Source organism: Paenirhizobium naphthalenivorans (genome assembly GCF_007992095.1).
GTDB lineage: Bacteria > Pseudomonadota > Alphaproteobacteria > Rhizobiales > Rhizobiaceae > Allorhizobium > Allorhizobium naphthalenivorans.
On the sequence record NZ_BJZP01000031.1, the window covers coordinates 26,955 to 42,227 of the forward strand.

The window sequence follows — 15,273 nt, forward strand, 5'->3', positions numbered from 1 at the left end:
GAGGTGGCCATGATGCCGTCGAAAAAGGGACGCCAGTCCCAACCCGCCGTTTATATTACAAAAAGACTGCTTCGATACCCCCCGAGGATAGTAGCGCGACTTACGACACGCAACTCCCCAACTTCGCACAAAAAAGCCGAGTGATCGCTCACCCGGCTTTTCAATGGCATTTCCCTCGCGGGAAGAACCTTACGCTGCTTCAGCTTCGGCTTCGGCGGCAACGCGGGCCTTGTCGGCTGCGCCCTTGGCATCGACGTCGCGCTCGACGAACTCGATGACAGCCATGGCGGCATTATCGCCCTGGCGGAAGCCAGCCTTCATGATGCGCAGGTAGCCACCGTTGCGGGTGGCGTAACGCGAAGCGATGGCGTCGAACAGCTTCTTTACGGCGTCGACGTCACGGATCTGCGAGATGGCCTGACGACGAGCGTGCAGGTCACCGCGCTTGCCGAGGGTGACCAGCTTTTCGACGATCGGGCGAATTTCCTTCGCCTTCGGCAGGGTGGTGACGATCTGCTCATGGGTGATGAGCGAAGCAGCCATGTTGGCGAACATCGCCTTACGATGGCTGGCGGTACGGTTCAGCTTGCGACCGGCTTTCTGGTGGCGCATTGCTATTCTCCTTCTACGCAGGCTCCCGCTCTATGCGGCGGCCCTGCCGTTTCCTGACACATACAGGCATCCGCCTGCAGTTTGACTGGAAAGGCAGAGGTGAACCTGCCTTTTTGTTTCTTAGTATTGGTCTTCGTAGCGCTTGGCGAGATCTTCGATGTTCTCGGGCGGCCATGCCGGCACTTCCATGCCGAGGTGCAGGCCCATGGAAGCGAGAACTTCCTTGATTTCGTTCAGCGACTTGCGGCCAAAGTTCGGAGTGCGGAGCATTTCTGCTTCGGTCTTCTGAATGAGGTCGCCGATGTAGACGATGTTGTCGTTCTTCAGGCAGTTGGCCGAACGGACCGAAAGCTCGAGCTCGTCGACCTTCTTGAGGAGGGCCGGGTTAAACGCGAGTTCGGTGACGGCTTCCTCTTCGACTTCCTTCTGCGGCTCGTCGAAGTTGACGAACACACCGAGCTGGTCCTGAAGAATGCGAGCGGCGAAAGCGACTGCATCTTCACCGGTGATCGAACCGTCGGTCTCAATGGTCATGGTCAGCTTATCGTAGTCGAGAACCTGTCCTTCGCGGGTGTTTTCCACCTTGTAGGACACCTTCTTGACCGGCGAGTAGAGGCTGTCGACCGGGATAAGGCCAATCGGAGCATCTTCCGCGCGGTTACGATCGGCCGGAACATAGCCCTTGCCGTTGGCGACGGTGAATTCCATGCGGATTTCAGCGCCCTCGTCGAGGGTGCAGATCACATGGTTCGGGTTGAGGATTTCGATATCGCCAACCGTCTGAATGTCACCGGCGGTCACAACGCCCGGCCCCTGTTTGCGCACGACCATGCGCTTGGGATCATCGCCGTCCATCTTGATGGCGATTTCCTTAATGTTGAGCACGATGTCGGTCACGTCTTCCCGGACGCCCGGGATCGACGAGAACTCATGCAGAACGCCATCGATCTGGACGGCGGTGACGGCACCACCACGCAGCGACGACAAGAGCACGCGACGCAACGCGTTGCCGAGCGTCAGGCCGAAACCGCGTTCCAGCGGCTCGGCGACGAGGGTCGCCTTGGTGCGGCCGGACGAGGTGAACTCGACCTTGTTCGGCTTGATCAGTTCCTGCCAGTTTTTCTGAATCATTATTATACCTTCCGTTCGTCGCCACCATCCAATCGTGGCTACCGAGCTAACACCGAGAGGAGCGCCTCGGCGCTCATCAGTGGGATGAAAGATGATCAGACGCGACGCTTCTTGCGCGGGCGGCAACCATTGTGCGGGATCGGGGTCACATCGCGGATCGAGGTGATCATGAAGCCTGCGGCCTGCAGAGCGCGCAAAGCGGATTCACGACCGGAACCCGGGCCGCAAACTTCCACTTCGAGCGACTTCATGCCGTGTTCCTGCGCCTTCTTGGCAGCATCTTCGGCAGCAATCTGGGCAGCAAACGGGGTCGACTTGCGCGAGCCCTTGAACCCCTTGGCACCAGCAGACGACCAGGCGATAGCATTGCCCTGCGCGTCGGTAATGGTGATCATGGTGTTGTTGAACGTCGAGTTGACGTGGGCAACGCCCGACGAGATATTTTTGCGTTCGCGACGGCGTACGCGGGTGGCTTCCTTGGCCATAACTTCCCTTTCATTGATCTAAACACCGCCGTAATTCCAGCGGCTACACCGGAAAGGGCCACAAGCAGCCCCTTACCAAACTCAAAGAAGGCCGGCACTGACGCGCCAGCCTTCCATCCGGAGCAAACCGGAAATTACTTCTTCTTACCAGCAATCGCCTTTGCCGGACCCTTGCGAGTACGAGCATTGGTGTGGGTGCGCTGACCACGAACCGGCAGACCACGACGGTGGCGCAGACCACGGTAGCAGCCAAGGTCCATCAGACGCTTGATGTTCATCGCGGTGTCGCGACGAAGATCGCCCTCGACCTGGTAATCACGGTCGATAGTTTCGCGGATTGCCAAAACTTCGGCATCCGTGAGCTGATGAACGCGACGCTCAGCCGGAATACCGACCTTCTCGACGATTTCAGCAGCGAATTTCGGACCAATCCCGTGAATGTAGGTCAGCGCAATAACAACGCGCTTTGCCGTCGGGATGTTGACGCCAGCGATACGTGCCACGCCTATTCTCCTTGCGTTCCAGTTGCCATCCGGCAAGTGGTGTCTCGTTACACGGCCATTGACGGCCGCAATTACAAATCAGGTTCTCAACAGATCAAAACGATCGAACCCGGTCCTCCCGAAGGAAGAACGCGCCGATCGCATAATTGTCGCGAGTTGGCGCGCTATTTAGCGGAATCAATTGCCGAAAGCAACCGGTTCCGCGAAGATTCTTGAAACCCGCCAAACTCAAAGCTTGGCGAGAATAGCCTCGATGTCAGCCGTGACGGCATCGATATCCGCCATGCCGTCGACCGACTTCAGCAAGCCCTTGGCATAATAGTAACCAATCAACGGTGACGTCTTCTTGTAATAGTCTTGAAGACGAGTGGTCATCGTCTCGGCATTGTCATCCGGACGCCGCTTGAACTCCGTCGAGCCGCACTTGTCACAGACGCCGTCAACCTTCGGCTTCTGCAGCCGGTCGTGATAGCCGGTGCCGCACTTGGCACAGGTATAGCGACCGGAGACGCGATCGACGAGAACCGAATCATTGACCTGCAGTTCGATAACCACATCCAGATGCAGGCCCTTGGAAGCCAGCATAGCCTCGACCGAATCAGCCTGCACCAAGGTGCGCGGATAACCATCGAGAATGAAACCCTTGGCGCAATCCGGCGCGTCGATGCGTTCGGAAACGATCGCGTTGACGATGTCATCGGAAACCAGGTTCCCGGCATCCATCACCGCTTTGGCCCGTTTGCCAACTTCGGTTCCGGCACTCACCGCCGCGCGAAGCATATCTCCGGTCGACAGTTGCGGAATACCATACTTCTCAACGATACGCTGGGCTTGGGTACCCTTCCCCGCACCCGGCGGCCCCAGTAGAATAAATCTCATCGTCCCCTCTTTCCTCCACGCAACTTCGACTTCTTGATCAGGCCCTCGTATTGCTGGGCAATCAGGTGACCCTGAATCTGTGCTACAGTATCAAGGGTGACGCTGACAACAATCAAAAGCGAAGTACCACCAAGGGCTAATGGCACGCCGGTGTTGGCGACCAGGATCTCGGGGAGGATGCAGACGAAAACGAGATAGAGCGCGCCGACCAAGGTAATACGCGTCAGAACGTAGTCGATGTATTCCGCAGTGCGGTCGCCAGGGCGAATACCCGGGATGAAGCCACCGTGTTTCTTCAGATTGTCGGCGGTGTCCTTCGGATTGAAGACGATGGCCGTGTAGAAGAAGGCAAAGAAAGCGATGAGCGCGGCGTAGAGCGCCATGTAGAGCGGCCGGCCGTGGCCGAGCGACGACACGATCATGGTCGCCCATGCTGGCAAGGTCGACGTACCGGCAAAGCCCGCGGCGGTCGCCGGCAGCAGCAGCAACGACGATGCGAAAATCGCCGGAATGACGCCGGAGGTGTTGAGCTTCAGCGGCAGGTGCGAGGTGTCGCCCTGGAACATGCGATTGCCGACCTGGCGCTTCGGATACTGGATCAGCAAGCGGCGCTGCGCACGCTCGACGAAGACGATCAGCGCGATAACGCCGATCGCCATGACGATGACGGACAGAATCAGCACTGTGGACAGCGCGCCTGTACGGCCAAGTTCGAGCGTCCCGGCGACGGCCGTGGGCAGGCCAGCGGCGATGCCGGCGAAGATGATCAGTGAAATGCCGTTGCCAATGCCGCGCGAAGTGATCTGCTCACCGAGCCACATCAGGAACATCGTACCGCCAAGCAGCGTCACAACGGTGGAAATGCGGAAGAACCAGCCCGGATCGGCAACCAAGCCCTGACCGCTCTCAAGACCGACGGCAATGCCATAGGCCTGAAGGGTACCAAGCAGCACCGTGCCGTAGCGGGTGTACTGGTTGATGATCTTGCGGCCCTGCTCGCCTTCCTTCTTCAACTGCTCGAGCGCCGGAATGACCGAGGTCATCAGCTGCACGATAATCGAAGCGGAAATATACGGCATGATGCCTAGTGCAAAGATCGCCATGCGGGCGACGGCGCCGCCGGAAAACATGTTGAAAAGCCCCAGAATACCGCCCGACTGCCCCTGGAAGGCAGCGGCGTAGGCCTCTGGGTTGAGGCCGGGCAGCGGAATGTGAGTGCCCAAGCGATAGACAAGCAAGGCGGCCAGCGTGAACCACAGACGCTTCTTGAGATCCTCCGCCTTGGCGAAGGTCGAGAAGTTGAGGTTCGAGGCCAATTGTTCCGCTGCAGAAGCCATGAAATTCTCCGCAAAACCAAATCCGGAGGCGTAGATACGCCGGAGCCGGTGGCTATCGTCCAATGTTTTTAAGAAAACCGGGCGTTCGCGAGATTGCGCTGCAATCGCATGCCTCACCCTTGTTTTCCAGAATATCCCGGAAGACGAAACGACGTCACTCCGTCCTGGGATCGTGAGGCTCACATATGGGAGCAAAATCGCCCGGTGTGAAGCACCCCGGGCGATCTATTCAAGACTTATTCAGCCGCTTCGGCGGCTTCAACGAGCAGCTTGATCGAACTGCCGGCCTTTTCGAGCTTCTCGACGGCGGCCTTCGACGCGCCAGCAACCTCGAGGGTTACCTTGGCGGTCAGTTCGCCATCGGCGAGAACGCGTACGCCATCCTTGGCGCGACGAATGACGCCAGCGGCCTTCAGGGCAGCTGCATCAATCGTTGCCTTCGGGTCGAGCTTCTTGGCATCGATCGCGGTCTGGATACGGCCGAGCGAAACGGTGACGTATTCCGATGCGAAGATGTTGTTGAAGCCGCGCTTCGGCAGACGACGATAGATCGGCATCTGCCCACCCTCGAAGCCGTTGATCGCGACGCCCGAGCGAGCCTTCTGACCCTTGACGCCACGGCCGCCGGTCTTGCCCTTGCCAGAACCAATACCGCGACCAACGCGCATACGGTCCTTGGAGGCGCCTTCGTTGTCCTTGATTTCATTCAGTTTCATGATGATTTCCTCCGTCTCACTTCTCGTCGACGACGCGAACGAGATGCTGGACAGCACGGATCATGCCACGAACCGAAGGCGTATCCTCCAGGGTGCGGACCCGGTGCATCTTGTTGAGGCCCAGACCGACGAGCGTTGCGCGCTGCACGGCCGGACGGCGAATGGGGCTACCGATCTGTTCGATCGTAACCGTCTTTGCTTCAGTCTTCTGCGTAGCCTTAGCCATGGATCAGACTCCTCTTATTCTTCAGAAGCATTGCCGGAAGCGGCACGGCGCGACTGAAGCGTAGCATACTTGATGCCGCGCTGAGCTGCGATGTCCTTCGGATGCACCTGATGCTTCAGGGCGTCGAACGTGGCGCGAACCATATTGTACGGGTTCGAGGAGCCGGTCGACTTGGCAACAACGTCATGCATGCCCAGCGTTTCGAAGACAGCGCGCATCGGGCCGCCTGCGATGATACCGGTACCGGCCTTGGCCGAGCGCAGCAAAACCTTGCCGGCGCCGTGGCGGCCATGCACATCATGATGCAGCGTGCGGCCGTCACGCAGCGGTACGAAAATCAGTTCGCGCTTGGCAGCTTCAGTTGCCTTGCGGATAGCTTCCGGCACTTCACGTGCCTTGCCGTGACCAAAGCCGACGCGGCCCTTCTGGTCGCCGACGACGACGAGGGCTGCGAAGCCGAAACGACGGCCGCCCTTAACAACTTTGGCGACGCGGTTGATCGCGACCAACTTGTCGACGAATTCGCTGTCACGCTCATCACGGTTCTGACGGTCGTCCCGCGAACCACGCTTTTCTTGTGCCATTGTCCTTTTCCTTTTTCTTTTCCGGGTGCAATCGGCAGATTACTTCTAATTCCGCCCTGCCCTATCGGACATGGGCGCGAATCCGGGAGTGTCCGGCAATAAGCCGGAAATCCGCCCGAGCGCAAGCCCGGGCGGAAATTCTTAGAACTCGAGACCACCTTCGCGGGCAGCTTCCGCCAGGGCCTTGATGCGGCCATGGAAAATAAAAGCGCCACGGTCGAAGACAACTTCCTTGACGCCCGCCTTGACGGCACGCTCGGCGACCAGCTTGCCAACGGCTGCGGCTGCAGCTGTGTCGGCTCCGGTCTTCAGGCCCGAGCGCAGATCCGTGTCGAGGGTCGATGCTGCGGCCAGCGTGCGGCCTGCGACATCGTCGATGATCTGAGCGTAGATGTTCTTCGACGAGCGATGTACCGACAGACGCGGACGGCCATTTGCCACCGCCTTGATCTGACGTCGCACGCGATTGGCACGACGTACAAGTGCTTCTTTCCTGCTTGCCATTTCGCGCGTTCCTTACTTCTTCTTGCCTTCTTTGCGGACAATCCGCTCTTCGGCATACTTGACACCCTTGCCCTTATAGGGCTCAGGACCGCGATATTCGCGGATCTCAGCAGCGACCTGACCGACCTGCTGCTTGTTGATGCCGGAGACGATGATTTCCGTCGGCTTCGGAACAGCGATCGTGATACCGGCCGGCGTTTCATAGACCACGTCGTGGCTGAAGCCGAGTGCCAGCTGCAGGTTCTTGCCCTGCAGCGAGGCGCGATAACCGACGCCATTGATTTCAAGCTTGCGCTCGAAGCCGTCCTTGACGCCCTTGAAGATGTTCTCGACCATCGTGCGGGACATGCCCCACTTCGAACGAGCATCCTTGGTGGCGCTGCGCGGCTGAACGACAACGGCGTTGTCTTCCAGTGCCACGGAAATTTCGTCATTCGCGACGAAGAAGAGTTCACCCTTCGGGCCCTTTGCAGTCACCTTCTGGCCATCAACAGTGGCCGTGATCCCTGCAGGAACCGGAACGGGCTTTTTACCGATACGAGACATGTTTTGATCCTGTCTGTTCGCTAGGGAGATCTCTGCGCTGTCTTAGAAGACAGAGCAGAGAACCTCGCCACCAACATTCTGTTCGCGAGCCTGGTGATCGGCCATCACACCCTTCGGAGTCGAAAGGATGGTGATGCCGAGACCGTTCGCGACCTGCGGGATGGACTTGACCGAGACATAAACTCGGCGGCCCGGCTTGGAGACACGACCGATTTCGCGGATGACCGAAGCACCTTCGTAGTACTTCAGTTCGATCTGCAGTTCGGCCTTGCCATTGTCGTACTGTACTTCGGAATAACCGCGAATGTAGCCTTCAGCCTGAAGGACATCGAGAACGCGTGCACGAAGCTTGGAGGCCGGGGTCGAAACCGAGCTCTTACGGCGTGCAGCGCCATTGCGGATACGGGTGAGCATATCGCCCAACGGATCAGTCATCGTCATTTGCCCGTCTCCTTACCAGCTCGACTTGACAATGCCCGGCACCTTGCCGGTATTGCCCAGCTCGCGAAGCGCAATACGCGACATCTTGAGCTTGCGGTAGAACGCACGCGGGCGACCGGTCACTTCGCAACGGTTGCGAATGCGGGTCTTGGAGCCATCACGCGGCAGTTCTGCCAGCTTCAGGGTTGCCTTGAACCGGTCTTCGATCGAAAGCGACTGGTTCATGATGATCGCCTTGAGGCCAGCCCGCTTTGCGGCCTGACTGGCAACGATCTTGCGGCGGCGCTTGTTCTTTTCAACTGCGCTGGTCTTCGCCATATGGAAGTTCCTCTTCTACGCTCGTCGTTACGGTTACTGACGGAAGGGAAAGTTGAACTCTTTCAGAAGAGCCCGAGCTTCGTCATCCGAGTTTGCCGTCGTGCAAACGATGATATCCATGCCCCACATCTGATCAACCTTGTCGTAGTTGATCTCAGGGAACACAATGTGTTCCTTGATGCCCATGGCGAAGTTGCCACGGCCATCGAAGGACTTCGGGTTCAGGCCCCGAAAGTCGCGAACGCGCGGGAGCGCGATGTTGATCAGACGGTCCAGGAATTCATACATGCGAGCGCCGCGCAGGGTGACCTTTGCGCCGATCGGCATGCCTTCACGAACCTTGAAGCCAGCGATCGAATTGCGAGCGCGGGTGATGACCGGCTTCTGACCGGCAATCGCAGCCAGGTCAGCAGCAGCAACGGTGGGCTTCTTCGAATCAGCAGTCGCCTCACCGACACCCATGTTGATTACGATCTTGTCGAGCTTCGGGATCTGCATCTCGTTATCGAACGAGAACTGCTCCTGAAGCGCCTTGCGGATGCGGGAAACGTATTCCTGCTTGAGCCGCGGCTCATACTTTGCCTCAGCCATCGATCACTTCTCCCGAACGCTTGGCCACACGCACCTTCTTGCCTTCGATGACCTGGAAACCAACGCGAGTCGGCTTGCCTTCCTTGTCAGCGATTGCAAGGTTGGAGAGGTGAATGGAGGCCTCTTTGTTGATGATGCCGGCTTCAGCGGTCTGGGTCTGGCGCTGGTGACGCTTCACCATGTTCACGCCACGCACAACCGCGCGATCTTCCTTCGGCATCACTTGAATAACTTCACCGGTGCGGCCCTTGTCCTTACCGGTCAATACGACGACCTTGTCGCCCTTACGGATCTTTTGCATCGCCATTGCTCCTTACAGTACTTCCGGAGCCAGCGAGATGATCTTCATATGGTTCTTGGCGCGAAGTTCGCGCGGAACCGGTCCGAAGATACGGGTGCCGATCGGCTCTTTCTTGTTGTCGATAAGAACAGCTGCGTTGCTATCGAAGCGGATGACGCTGCCGTCGGCGCGACGGATGTCCTTGGCGGTGCGAACGACAACCGCCTTCATCACGTCACCCTTCTTCACGCGGCCGCGCGGAATAGCTTCCTTGATCGAGACGACGATGACGTCGCCGACCGAAGCATATTTGCGCTTGGAGCCGCCCAGCACCTTGATGCACATGACACGACGTGCGCCGGAATTATCCGCCACGTCGAGGTTAGTCTGCATCTGAATCATGTCAGGTCGCCTTCTTGTTGTACCGAAACGGTTGGGCTGAAAGCCCCCTATCCCGGCTTATTTGTAATTTCGAATGTCGCGCGGAAAGATCTTGCCAGGGTGGTTTCCGGTTAAGGACCTTCCGTGCGCTCAAAGCAAAAGAACGCCCGTTGCCGGAGCGTTCCTGCGCCAATGGCCTGCTTCATACAGGTTTTTGCGTCTGGCGCAAGGGCCAGCCGCAAAACTCTGAAAATTAAGCGTGGGCGGAAACCACCGTCCAGCGCTTGTCCTTGGAGATCGGCGCGCATTCCTCGATGGAAACCACGTCACCAACCTTGTACTGGTTGTTTTCGTCGTGTGCCTTGTACTTCTTCGAACGGCGAACCGTCTTCTGAAGCAGCGGGTGAGCGAATCGGCGCTCGACCCGGACCACGACAGTCTTCTCGTTCTTGTCGCTGACAACGACGCCCTGCAGAATGCGTTTAGGCATATTATTCTGGTCCTTTAGGCCTTGGCTTCTGCCGCCTTCTGGCGGGCAATGGTTTTCACGCGTGCGATGTCACGACGGACTTCCTGGATACGCGAAGACTTTTCAAGCTGGCCGGTCGCCTTCTGAAAGCGCAGATTGAACTGCTCCTTCTTAAGCTTGGCAAGCTCGTCATTCAACTGATCGGCGCTCATGGCGCGAACGTCTGCGGCTTTCATGGGCTTGATCCTTACTCTGCAATGCGCTGAACGAAGCGCGTCTTGACCGAGAGCTTGGCCGAGCCGAGACGAAGCGCTTCGCGAGCGATCTCCTCGGTCACGCCGTCAATCTCGAACATCATACGGCCGGGCTTGACCTTGCAGGCCCAGTACTCGACCGAACCCTTACCCTTACCCATACGCACTTCGGTCGGCTTGGCAGTGACAGGAACGTCGGGGAATACCCGGATCCAAACACGGCCTGCACGCTTCATATAGCGAGTGATCGCACGACGAGCAGCTTCAATTTCGCGGGCGTTGACGCGGTTCGGCTCAAGAGCCTTGAGACCGAACTCGCCGAATGCCAGGTCGAAACCGCCCTTGGCAACACCCTTGATGCGGCCCTTGAACTGCTTGCGGTACTTTGTACGCTTTGGCTGCAACATTTTCTTATTCTCCGAACTTATCTTTCGCCAGCGTCAATCAAGCGTTTTCGCGGCGGCGATCGCCACGTTCACGGCTTGCCGGACCCTGCGCATCGCCTTCGAGAGCGCGACGCTCAGAAGCCATCGGATCATGCTCAAGGATTTCGCCCTTGAAGATCCAAACCTTAACGCCGCAGATGCCATAAGCCGTTTCTGCTTCGGACGTGCCGTAGTCGATGTCGGCGCGCAGCGTGTGAAGCGGAACGCGACCTTCACGGTACCATTCGGTACGAGCGATTTCGGCACCACCGAGACGGCCGGCGCAGGTGATCTTGATGCCTTCGGCACCGAGACGCATGGCCGACTGCACGGCGCGCTTCATGGCGCGACGGAAAGCGATACGACGCTCGAGCTGCTGGGTGATCGACTGGGCAACGAGCGTTGCGTCGACTTCCGGCTTGCGCACTTCAACGATGTTGAGGTGCGTTTCGGAGTTGGTCATCTCCGAAAGCTTCTTCCGAAGCTTCTCGATGTCAGCGCCCTTCTTGCCGATGATCAGGCCCGGACGAGCCGAGTGGATCGTAACGCGGCACTTCTTGTGCGGACGCTCGATGACCACCTTGGCGATACCAGCCTGCTTCAGTTCTTCCATCAGATACTTGCGGATCTTCAGGTCTTCGTGGAGCAGCTGGCCATATTCGGCGTTGTCGGCGAACCAACGGCTATCCCAGGTGCGGTTGATGCCCAGGCGGAAACCGATCGGATTGATTTTCTGACCCATTATGCGGCCTCCCCATTGGCTTCGACTTCGCGCACCACAATGGTGAGATGCGAGAACGGCTTTTCAATGCGCGATGCGCGGCCACGGCCACGGGCGTGAAAACGCTTCATGGTGATCGACTTGCCGACATAGGCCTCGGCGACGACCAGCTGGTCGACGTCGAGATCATGGTTGTTCTCGGCGTTCGCGATTGCCGATTCCAGCGTCTTGCGGACGGTGCCGGCGATACGCTTACGCGAGAATTCCAAGTCGGCGAGCGCGCGCTCAACCTTCTTGCCGCGGATCAGCGCGGCAACCAGGTTCAGCTTCTGCGGGCTGACGCGGATCGTGCGCGCAACAGCCTGCGCCTCGTTGTCCTTCAGCCGACGTTCGGCTTTTGCCTTGCCCATCGTTACTTCCTCTTCGCCTTCTTGTCCGCACCATGACCGTAATAGGTCCGGGTCGGAGAGAATTCACCGAACTTGTGACCGACCATGTCTTCGTTGACGCTGACCGGAACGTGCTTGCTGCCGTTGTAGACGCCGAAGGTGAGACCGACGAACTGCGGCAGGATCGTGGAGCGACGGCTCCAGATCTTGATCACTTCGCTACGACCGCCTTCACGAACCTTCTCAGCCTTCTTGAGAAGATAGCCGTCAACAAACGGGCCTTTCCATACTGAACGAGCCATTTCTGACTAACCTCTCTTACTTCTTCTTCAGGTGGCGGGAACGCATGATGAACTTGTCGGTTGACTTGTTCGAGCGAGTCCGCTTGCCCTTGGTCGGCTTGCCCCACGGGCTAACCGGGTGGCGACCACCGGATGTGCGGCCTTCACCACCACCGTGCGGGTGGTCAACCGGGTTCATGACGACACCGCGGTTATGCGGGGTCTTGCCACGCCAACGGGTACGACCGGCCTTACCATCGTTGATGTTGCCGTGGTCCGGGTTGGACACGGCACCGACGGTAGCGAGGCACGAGCCCGGAACGAGGCGCTGTTCGCCGGAGTTCAGGCGCAGGATAGCCATGCCGGCATCGCGGCCGACCAGCTGAACATAGGTACCGGCAGAGCGAGCGATCTGACCGCCCTTGCCCGGCTTCATTTCGACGTTGTGAACGATCGAACCGACCGGGATGTACTGCAGCGGCATGGTGTTGCCCGGCTTGACGTCGACGGCCTTCTCGGACGCAATCACCTTGTCGCCGGCGGCGAGACGCTGCGGAGCCAGGATGTAGGCCTGTTCGCCGTCAGCATAATCCACCAGAGCGATGAAGGCGGTGCGGTTCGGGTCGTATTCCAGGCGCGCAATGGTGCCTTCAACATCGAACTTGCGACGCTTGAAGTCGACCAGACGATAGGTGCGCTTGTGACCACCGCCGATGAAGCGGGCGGTGATGCGACCCGCGTTGTTACGGCCACCGCTCTTAGACAGACCTTCCGTCAGAGCCTTGACCGGCTTGCCCTTGTGAAGGCTGGAGCGGTCGACGATGACCAGCTGACGCTGGCTCGGCGTGGTCGGATTGAAGTGTTTCAATGCCATTGTTCTTGTTCCCTACCTCAGACGCCCGTCGACACATCGATGGACTGACCTTCAGCGAGCGTAACGATCGCCTTCTTGACGTCCTTCTGCTTGCCGGCGAAGCCGCGGAAACGCTTAACCTTGCCCTTGCGGACGAGCGTGTTCACAGCGGTGACCTTGACACCGAAGAGCGCTTCGATAGCAGCCTTGATTTCCGGCTTGCTTGCACCCTTGGCGACGTTGAAGACGACCTGGTTCTGCTCGGATACCATGGTCGACTTTTCGGTGATCGACGGGGAGACGATCACATCGTAGTGGCGAAGATCAGTCATTTGAACCGCTCCTCCAGAGCTTCAACCGCAGCCTTGGAAAGCACGAGCTTGCCACGACGCAGAATGTCATAAACGTTGATGCCCTGAACCGGCAGCACATCGATGTTCGGGATGTTTGCCGCAGCGAGCTTGAAGTTGCTGTCGATCTCGGCACCGCCGATGACCAGAGCATTGGTGAGGCCGAGGGTGGCGAAGTTGCCGACCAGAGCCTTCGTCTTGGCTTCAACAGTCGTCAGCTGATCGACGATGATCAGGTCCTCCGACTTCAGCTTGGCCGAGAGCGCATGACGCAGGGCAAGGGCGCGGACCTTCTTCGGCAGGTCATGGGCATGGCTGCGAACAACCGGGCCATGAGCCTTACCACCGCCGCGGAACTGCGGAGCGCGAGCCGAATGGTGACGCGCGCGGCCGGTGCCCTTCTGTTTGTACATCTTGGAGCCGGTGCGGGAGACTTCCGCACGGGTCTTGGTCTTATGCGTACCCTGCCGCTTGTTGGCGAGCTGGTAGCGGATCATGCGGGCGAGGATGTCCTCGCGCGGATCGAGACCGAAGATCGCATCCGACAGGGAAACCTTGCCGGCGTCTTTGCCCTCGAGGGTCGTGACGTTCAATTCCATTGGTATGGCTCCCTTACTTCGCTGCCGACTTGACGGCGTCGCGCACGATGATCCAGGAACCCTTGGAGCCGGGCACTGCACCCTTCACAAGGATCAGACCGCGATCTTCATCGGTCGAAACGACTTCCAGATTCTGGGTGGTGACGCGCGTCTGACCCATGTGGCCAGCCATACGCTTGCCCTTCCAGACCTTACCAGGATCCTGGTTGGAACCGGTCGAACCATGCGAACGGTGCGAAACCGAGACGCCGTGGGTCGCGCGAAGACCGCCGAAGTTATGACGCTTGATGGCACCGGCAAACCCCTTACCGATAGTCGTGCCGGTCACATCGACCAACTGACCTGCGGCGAAGTGACCAGCAGTAAGCTGAGTGCCGACGTCGATGAGGTTTTCTTCCGAGACGCGAAACTCGACAAGCTTCGCCTTCGGCTCGACGCTAGCAGCGGCAAAATTGCCGCGCATGGCCTTCGAGGTATTCTTTACCTTCGCCTGGCCGGCACCGAGCTGGACGGCCGTATAGCCGTTCTTGTCAGCCGTACGATGGGCAACAACCTGCACATTGTCCAACCGCAAAACCGTTACCGGGATATGCTCGCCGGCGTCGTTGTAGACGCGGGTCATTCCCACTTTCTGTGCAATCACACCTGAACGCATTGGTTCATTCCTCTTGAGAGTCACCACAGGCTCCGAAGACCCTGAAGCTTGCCTCTTTGTTTAAGGATTCCATTCAAGCCCTTCCAGACCATCAGGTTTCCCGTTTCGAGAAGTCGTTGGCAGGTCTTGCCACGTACCTTCCTTGTTATTTCGGCTCTCGCCGGAATCTCTTTTTAGAGCTTGATCTCAACATCAACGCCAGCAGCCAAGTCGAGCTTCATCAGAGCGTCAACGGTCTGCGGGGTCGGATCAACGATGTCGAGGAGGCGCTTATGCGTGCGCATCTCGAACTGCTCACGGCTCTTCTTGTCGACGTGAGGCGAACGGTTGACAGTGAACTTTTCAATACGGGTCGGGAGCGGCACCGGGCCACGAACGCTTGCACCGGTGCGCTTAGCGGTCGAGACGATCTCCCGTGTGGAGGCATCGAGAACCCGGTGATCAAACGCCTTCAGGCGGATGCGGATATTCTGGCCGTTCATTCGACTTGTCCTTATTCGTTTTCTTGCGTCCCGCATACGCAGAGACAGTGAATTACCAATAGCTGGCCGGCCCCTAATTTTCAAAAATCACAGGGACACCACGGGGCGTCCCTGTCACTTATAAAGCATGAGGTGCCCTGCCCGCCCCGCGCCTCCAAAGAGGTCGGAAAATGCAGCGCGAGAATCGGACGATGCAAATCATCGTCCGATTCTGATCTTGGCCGGCGACATACACTGTCACCGGCTTGTCGTCAATCGCTT

At 58.5% G+C, this 15,273-nt stretch carries 27 protein-coding genes; all 27 read right to left on the bottom strand.

Going from position 1 to position 15,273, the window contains the following annotated elements; all coding sequences use genetic code 11:
- Positions 1-189: 189 nt before the first annotated feature.
- On the bottom strand, positions 190-612 hold the full coding sequence (gene rplQ / locus RNA01_RS20500) for a 50S ribosomal protein L17 (RefSeq protein ID WP_147182020.1): 423 nt from the start codon (positions 610-612) through the stop codon (positions 190-192).
- Positions 613-732: 120 nt separating this feature from the next.
- Positions 733-1,743: a DNA-directed RNA polymerase subunit alpha gene (locus RNA01_RS20505; protein WP_028735883.1), complete on the bottom strand. Its 1,011-nt coding sequence runs from the start codon at positions 1,741-1,743 to the stop codon at positions 733-735.
- Between the two features lie 95 nt (positions 1,744-1,838).
- On the bottom strand, positions 1,839-2,228 hold the full coding sequence (rpsK, locus tag RNA01_RS20510; protein ID WP_115672077.1) for a 30S ribosomal protein S11: 390 nt from the start codon (positions 2,226-2,228) through the stop codon (positions 1,839-1,841).
- Between the two features lie 134 nt (positions 2,229-2,362).
- On the bottom strand, positions 2,363-2,731 hold the full coding sequence (rpsM, locus tag RNA01_RS20515; RefSeq protein ID WP_115672076.1) for a 30S ribosomal protein S13: 369 nt from the start codon (positions 2,729-2,731) through the stop codon (positions 2,363-2,365).
- Positions 2,732-2,959: 228 nt separating this feature from the next.
- Positions 2,960-3,610: an adenylate kinase gene (locus RNA01_RS20520; RefSeq protein WP_147182021.1), complete on the bottom strand. Its 651-nt coding sequence runs from the start codon at positions 3,608-3,610 to the stop codon at positions 2,960-2,962.
- Positions 3,607-4,947, bottom strand: a complete 1,341-nt coding sequence (secY, locus tag RNA01_RS20525; RefSeq protein ID WP_147182022.1) for a preprotein translocase subunit SecY — start codon at positions 4,945-4,947, stop codon at positions 3,607-3,609. Before secY ends, RNA01_RS20520 begins: the two co-directional genes overlap by 4 nt.
- Before the next feature lie 236 nt (positions 4,948-5,183).
- Entirely contained in the window at positions 5,184-5,663 is a 480-nt protein-coding gene (gene rplO / locus RNA01_RS20530) for a 50S ribosomal protein L15 (RefSeq protein WP_147182023.1), read from the bottom strand.
- A gap of 16 nt (positions 5,664-5,679) precedes the next feature.
- Positions 5,680-5,889, bottom strand: a complete 210-nt coding sequence (rpmD, locus tag RNA01_RS20535; protein ID WP_147182024.1) for a 50S ribosomal protein L30 — start codon at positions 5,887-5,889, stop codon at positions 5,680-5,682.
- 14 nt (positions 5,890-5,903) lie between these two features.
- Positions 5,904-6,473 carry a 30S ribosomal protein S5 gene (rpsE, locus tag RNA01_RS20540; RefSeq protein ID WP_147182025.1) on the bottom strand — a complete coding sequence of 190 codons (570 nt, stop codon included), beginning with the start codon at positions 6,471-6,473 and terminating at the stop codon, positions 5,904-5,906.
- 141 nt (positions 6,474-6,614) lie between these two features.
- Positions 6,615-6,977 (bottom strand): 50S ribosomal protein L18, encoded by a 363-nt coding sequence (rplR, locus tag RNA01_RS20545; RefSeq protein WP_147182026.1) that lies wholly within the window; start codon positions 6,975-6,977, stop codon positions 6,615-6,617.
- Positions 6,978-6,989: 12 nt separating this feature from the next.
- A complete protein-coding gene (gene rplF / locus RNA01_RS20550) occupies positions 6,990-7,523 on the bottom strand; it encodes a 50S ribosomal protein L6 (RefSeq protein ID WP_147182027.1) in 534 nt (177 codons plus the stop codon).
- A gap of 42 nt (positions 7,524-7,565) precedes the next feature.
- Complete coding sequence (rpsH, locus tag RNA01_RS20555) at positions 7,566-7,964, bottom strand: 30S ribosomal protein S8 (protein ID WP_147182028.1); 399 nt, start codon at positions 7,962-7,964, stop codon at positions 7,566-7,568.
- Positions 7,965-7,976: 12 nt separating this feature from the next.
- A complete protein-coding gene (gene rpsN / locus RNA01_RS20560) occupies positions 7,977-8,282 on the bottom strand; it encodes a 30S ribosomal protein S14 (protein ID WP_115672068.1) in 306 nt (101 codons plus the stop codon).
- A 33-nt stretch (positions 8,283-8,315) separates the two neighbouring features.
- Positions 8,316-8,873 (bottom strand): 50S ribosomal protein L5, encoded by a 558-nt coding sequence (rplE, locus tag RNA01_RS20565; RefSeq protein ID WP_147182029.1) that lies wholly within the window; start codon positions 8,871-8,873, stop codon positions 8,316-8,318.
- Positions 8,866-9,174: a 50S ribosomal protein L24 gene (gene rplX / locus RNA01_RS20570; RefSeq protein WP_147182030.1), complete on the bottom strand. Its 309-nt coding sequence runs from the start codon at positions 9,172-9,174 to the stop codon at positions 8,866-8,868. The genes rplE and rplX overlap by 8 nt, the downstream gene beginning before the upstream one ends.
- A 12-nt stretch (positions 9,175-9,186) precedes the next feature.
- Entirely contained in the window at positions 9,187-9,555 is a 369-nt protein-coding gene (rplN, locus tag RNA01_RS20575; RefSeq protein ID WP_147182031.1) for a 50S ribosomal protein L14, read from the bottom strand.
- 232 nt (positions 9,556-9,787) lie between these two features.
- Positions 9,788-10,024, bottom strand: coding sequence for a 30S ribosomal protein S17 (gene rpsQ / locus RNA01_RS20580; RefSeq protein WP_045017083.1), 237 nt, complete (start codon positions 10,022-10,024; stop codon positions 9,788-9,790).
- 14 nt (positions 10,025-10,038) lie between these two features.
- Complete coding sequence (gene rpmC / locus RNA01_RS20585) at positions 10,039-10,239, bottom strand: 50S ribosomal protein L29 (RefSeq protein ID WP_028735898.1); 201 nt, start codon at positions 10,237-10,239, stop codon at positions 10,039-10,041.
- Positions 10,240-10,250: 11 nt separating this feature from the next.
- Positions 10,251-10,664, bottom strand: a complete 414-nt coding sequence (gene rplP / locus RNA01_RS20590; protein ID WP_147182032.1) for a 50S ribosomal protein L16 — start codon at positions 10,662-10,664, stop codon at positions 10,251-10,253.
- A gap of 37 nt (positions 10,665-10,701) precedes the next feature.
- Positions 10,702-11,424, bottom strand: a complete 723-nt coding sequence (gene rpsC / locus RNA01_RS20595) for a 30S ribosomal protein S3 (RefSeq protein WP_147182033.1) — start codon at positions 11,422-11,424, stop codon at positions 10,702-10,704.
- Positions 11,424-11,813 (bottom strand): 50S ribosomal protein L22, encoded by a 390-nt coding sequence (gene rplV, locus RNA01_RS20600; protein ID WP_147182034.1) that lies wholly within the window; start codon positions 11,811-11,813, stop codon positions 11,424-11,426. The genes rpsC and rplV overlap by 1 nt, the downstream gene beginning before the upstream one ends.
- A gap of 2 nt (positions 11,814-11,815) precedes the next feature.
- A complete protein-coding gene (gene rpsS, locus RNA01_RS20605) occupies positions 11,816-12,094 on the bottom strand; it encodes a 30S ribosomal protein S19 (protein ID WP_028735901.1) in 279 nt (92 codons plus the stop codon).
- A gap of 16 nt (positions 12,095-12,110) precedes the next feature.
- Positions 12,111-12,947, bottom strand: coding sequence for a 50S ribosomal protein L2 (gene rplB / locus RNA01_RS20610; RefSeq protein ID WP_147182035.1), 837 nt, complete (start codon positions 12,945-12,947; stop codon positions 12,111-12,113).
- A 17-nt stretch (positions 12,948-12,964) separates the two neighbouring features.
- A complete protein-coding gene (locus tag RNA01_RS20615; protein WP_147182036.1) occupies positions 12,965-13,258 on the bottom strand; it encodes a 50S ribosomal protein L23 in 294 nt (97 codons plus the stop codon).
- Complete coding sequence (gene rplD / locus RNA01_RS20620) at positions 13,255-13,875, bottom strand: 50S ribosomal protein L4 (RefSeq protein ID WP_147182037.1); 621 nt, start codon at positions 13,873-13,875, stop codon at positions 13,255-13,257. Before rplD ends, RNA01_RS20615 begins: the two co-directional genes overlap by 4 nt.
- Positions 13,876-13,888: 13 nt before the next feature.
- Positions 13,889-14,530 (bottom strand): 50S ribosomal protein L3, encoded by a 642-nt coding sequence (rplC, locus tag RNA01_RS20625; RefSeq protein WP_147182038.1) that lies wholly within the window; start codon positions 14,528-14,530, stop codon positions 13,889-13,891.
- A 173-nt stretch (positions 14,531-14,703) separates the two neighbouring features.
- Positions 14,704-15,012, bottom strand: a complete 309-nt coding sequence (gene rpsJ, locus RNA01_RS20630) for a 30S ribosomal protein S10 (RefSeq protein WP_006728688.1) — start codon at positions 15,010-15,012, stop codon at positions 14,704-14,706.
- Positions 15,013-15,273: the final 261 nt, after the last annotated feature.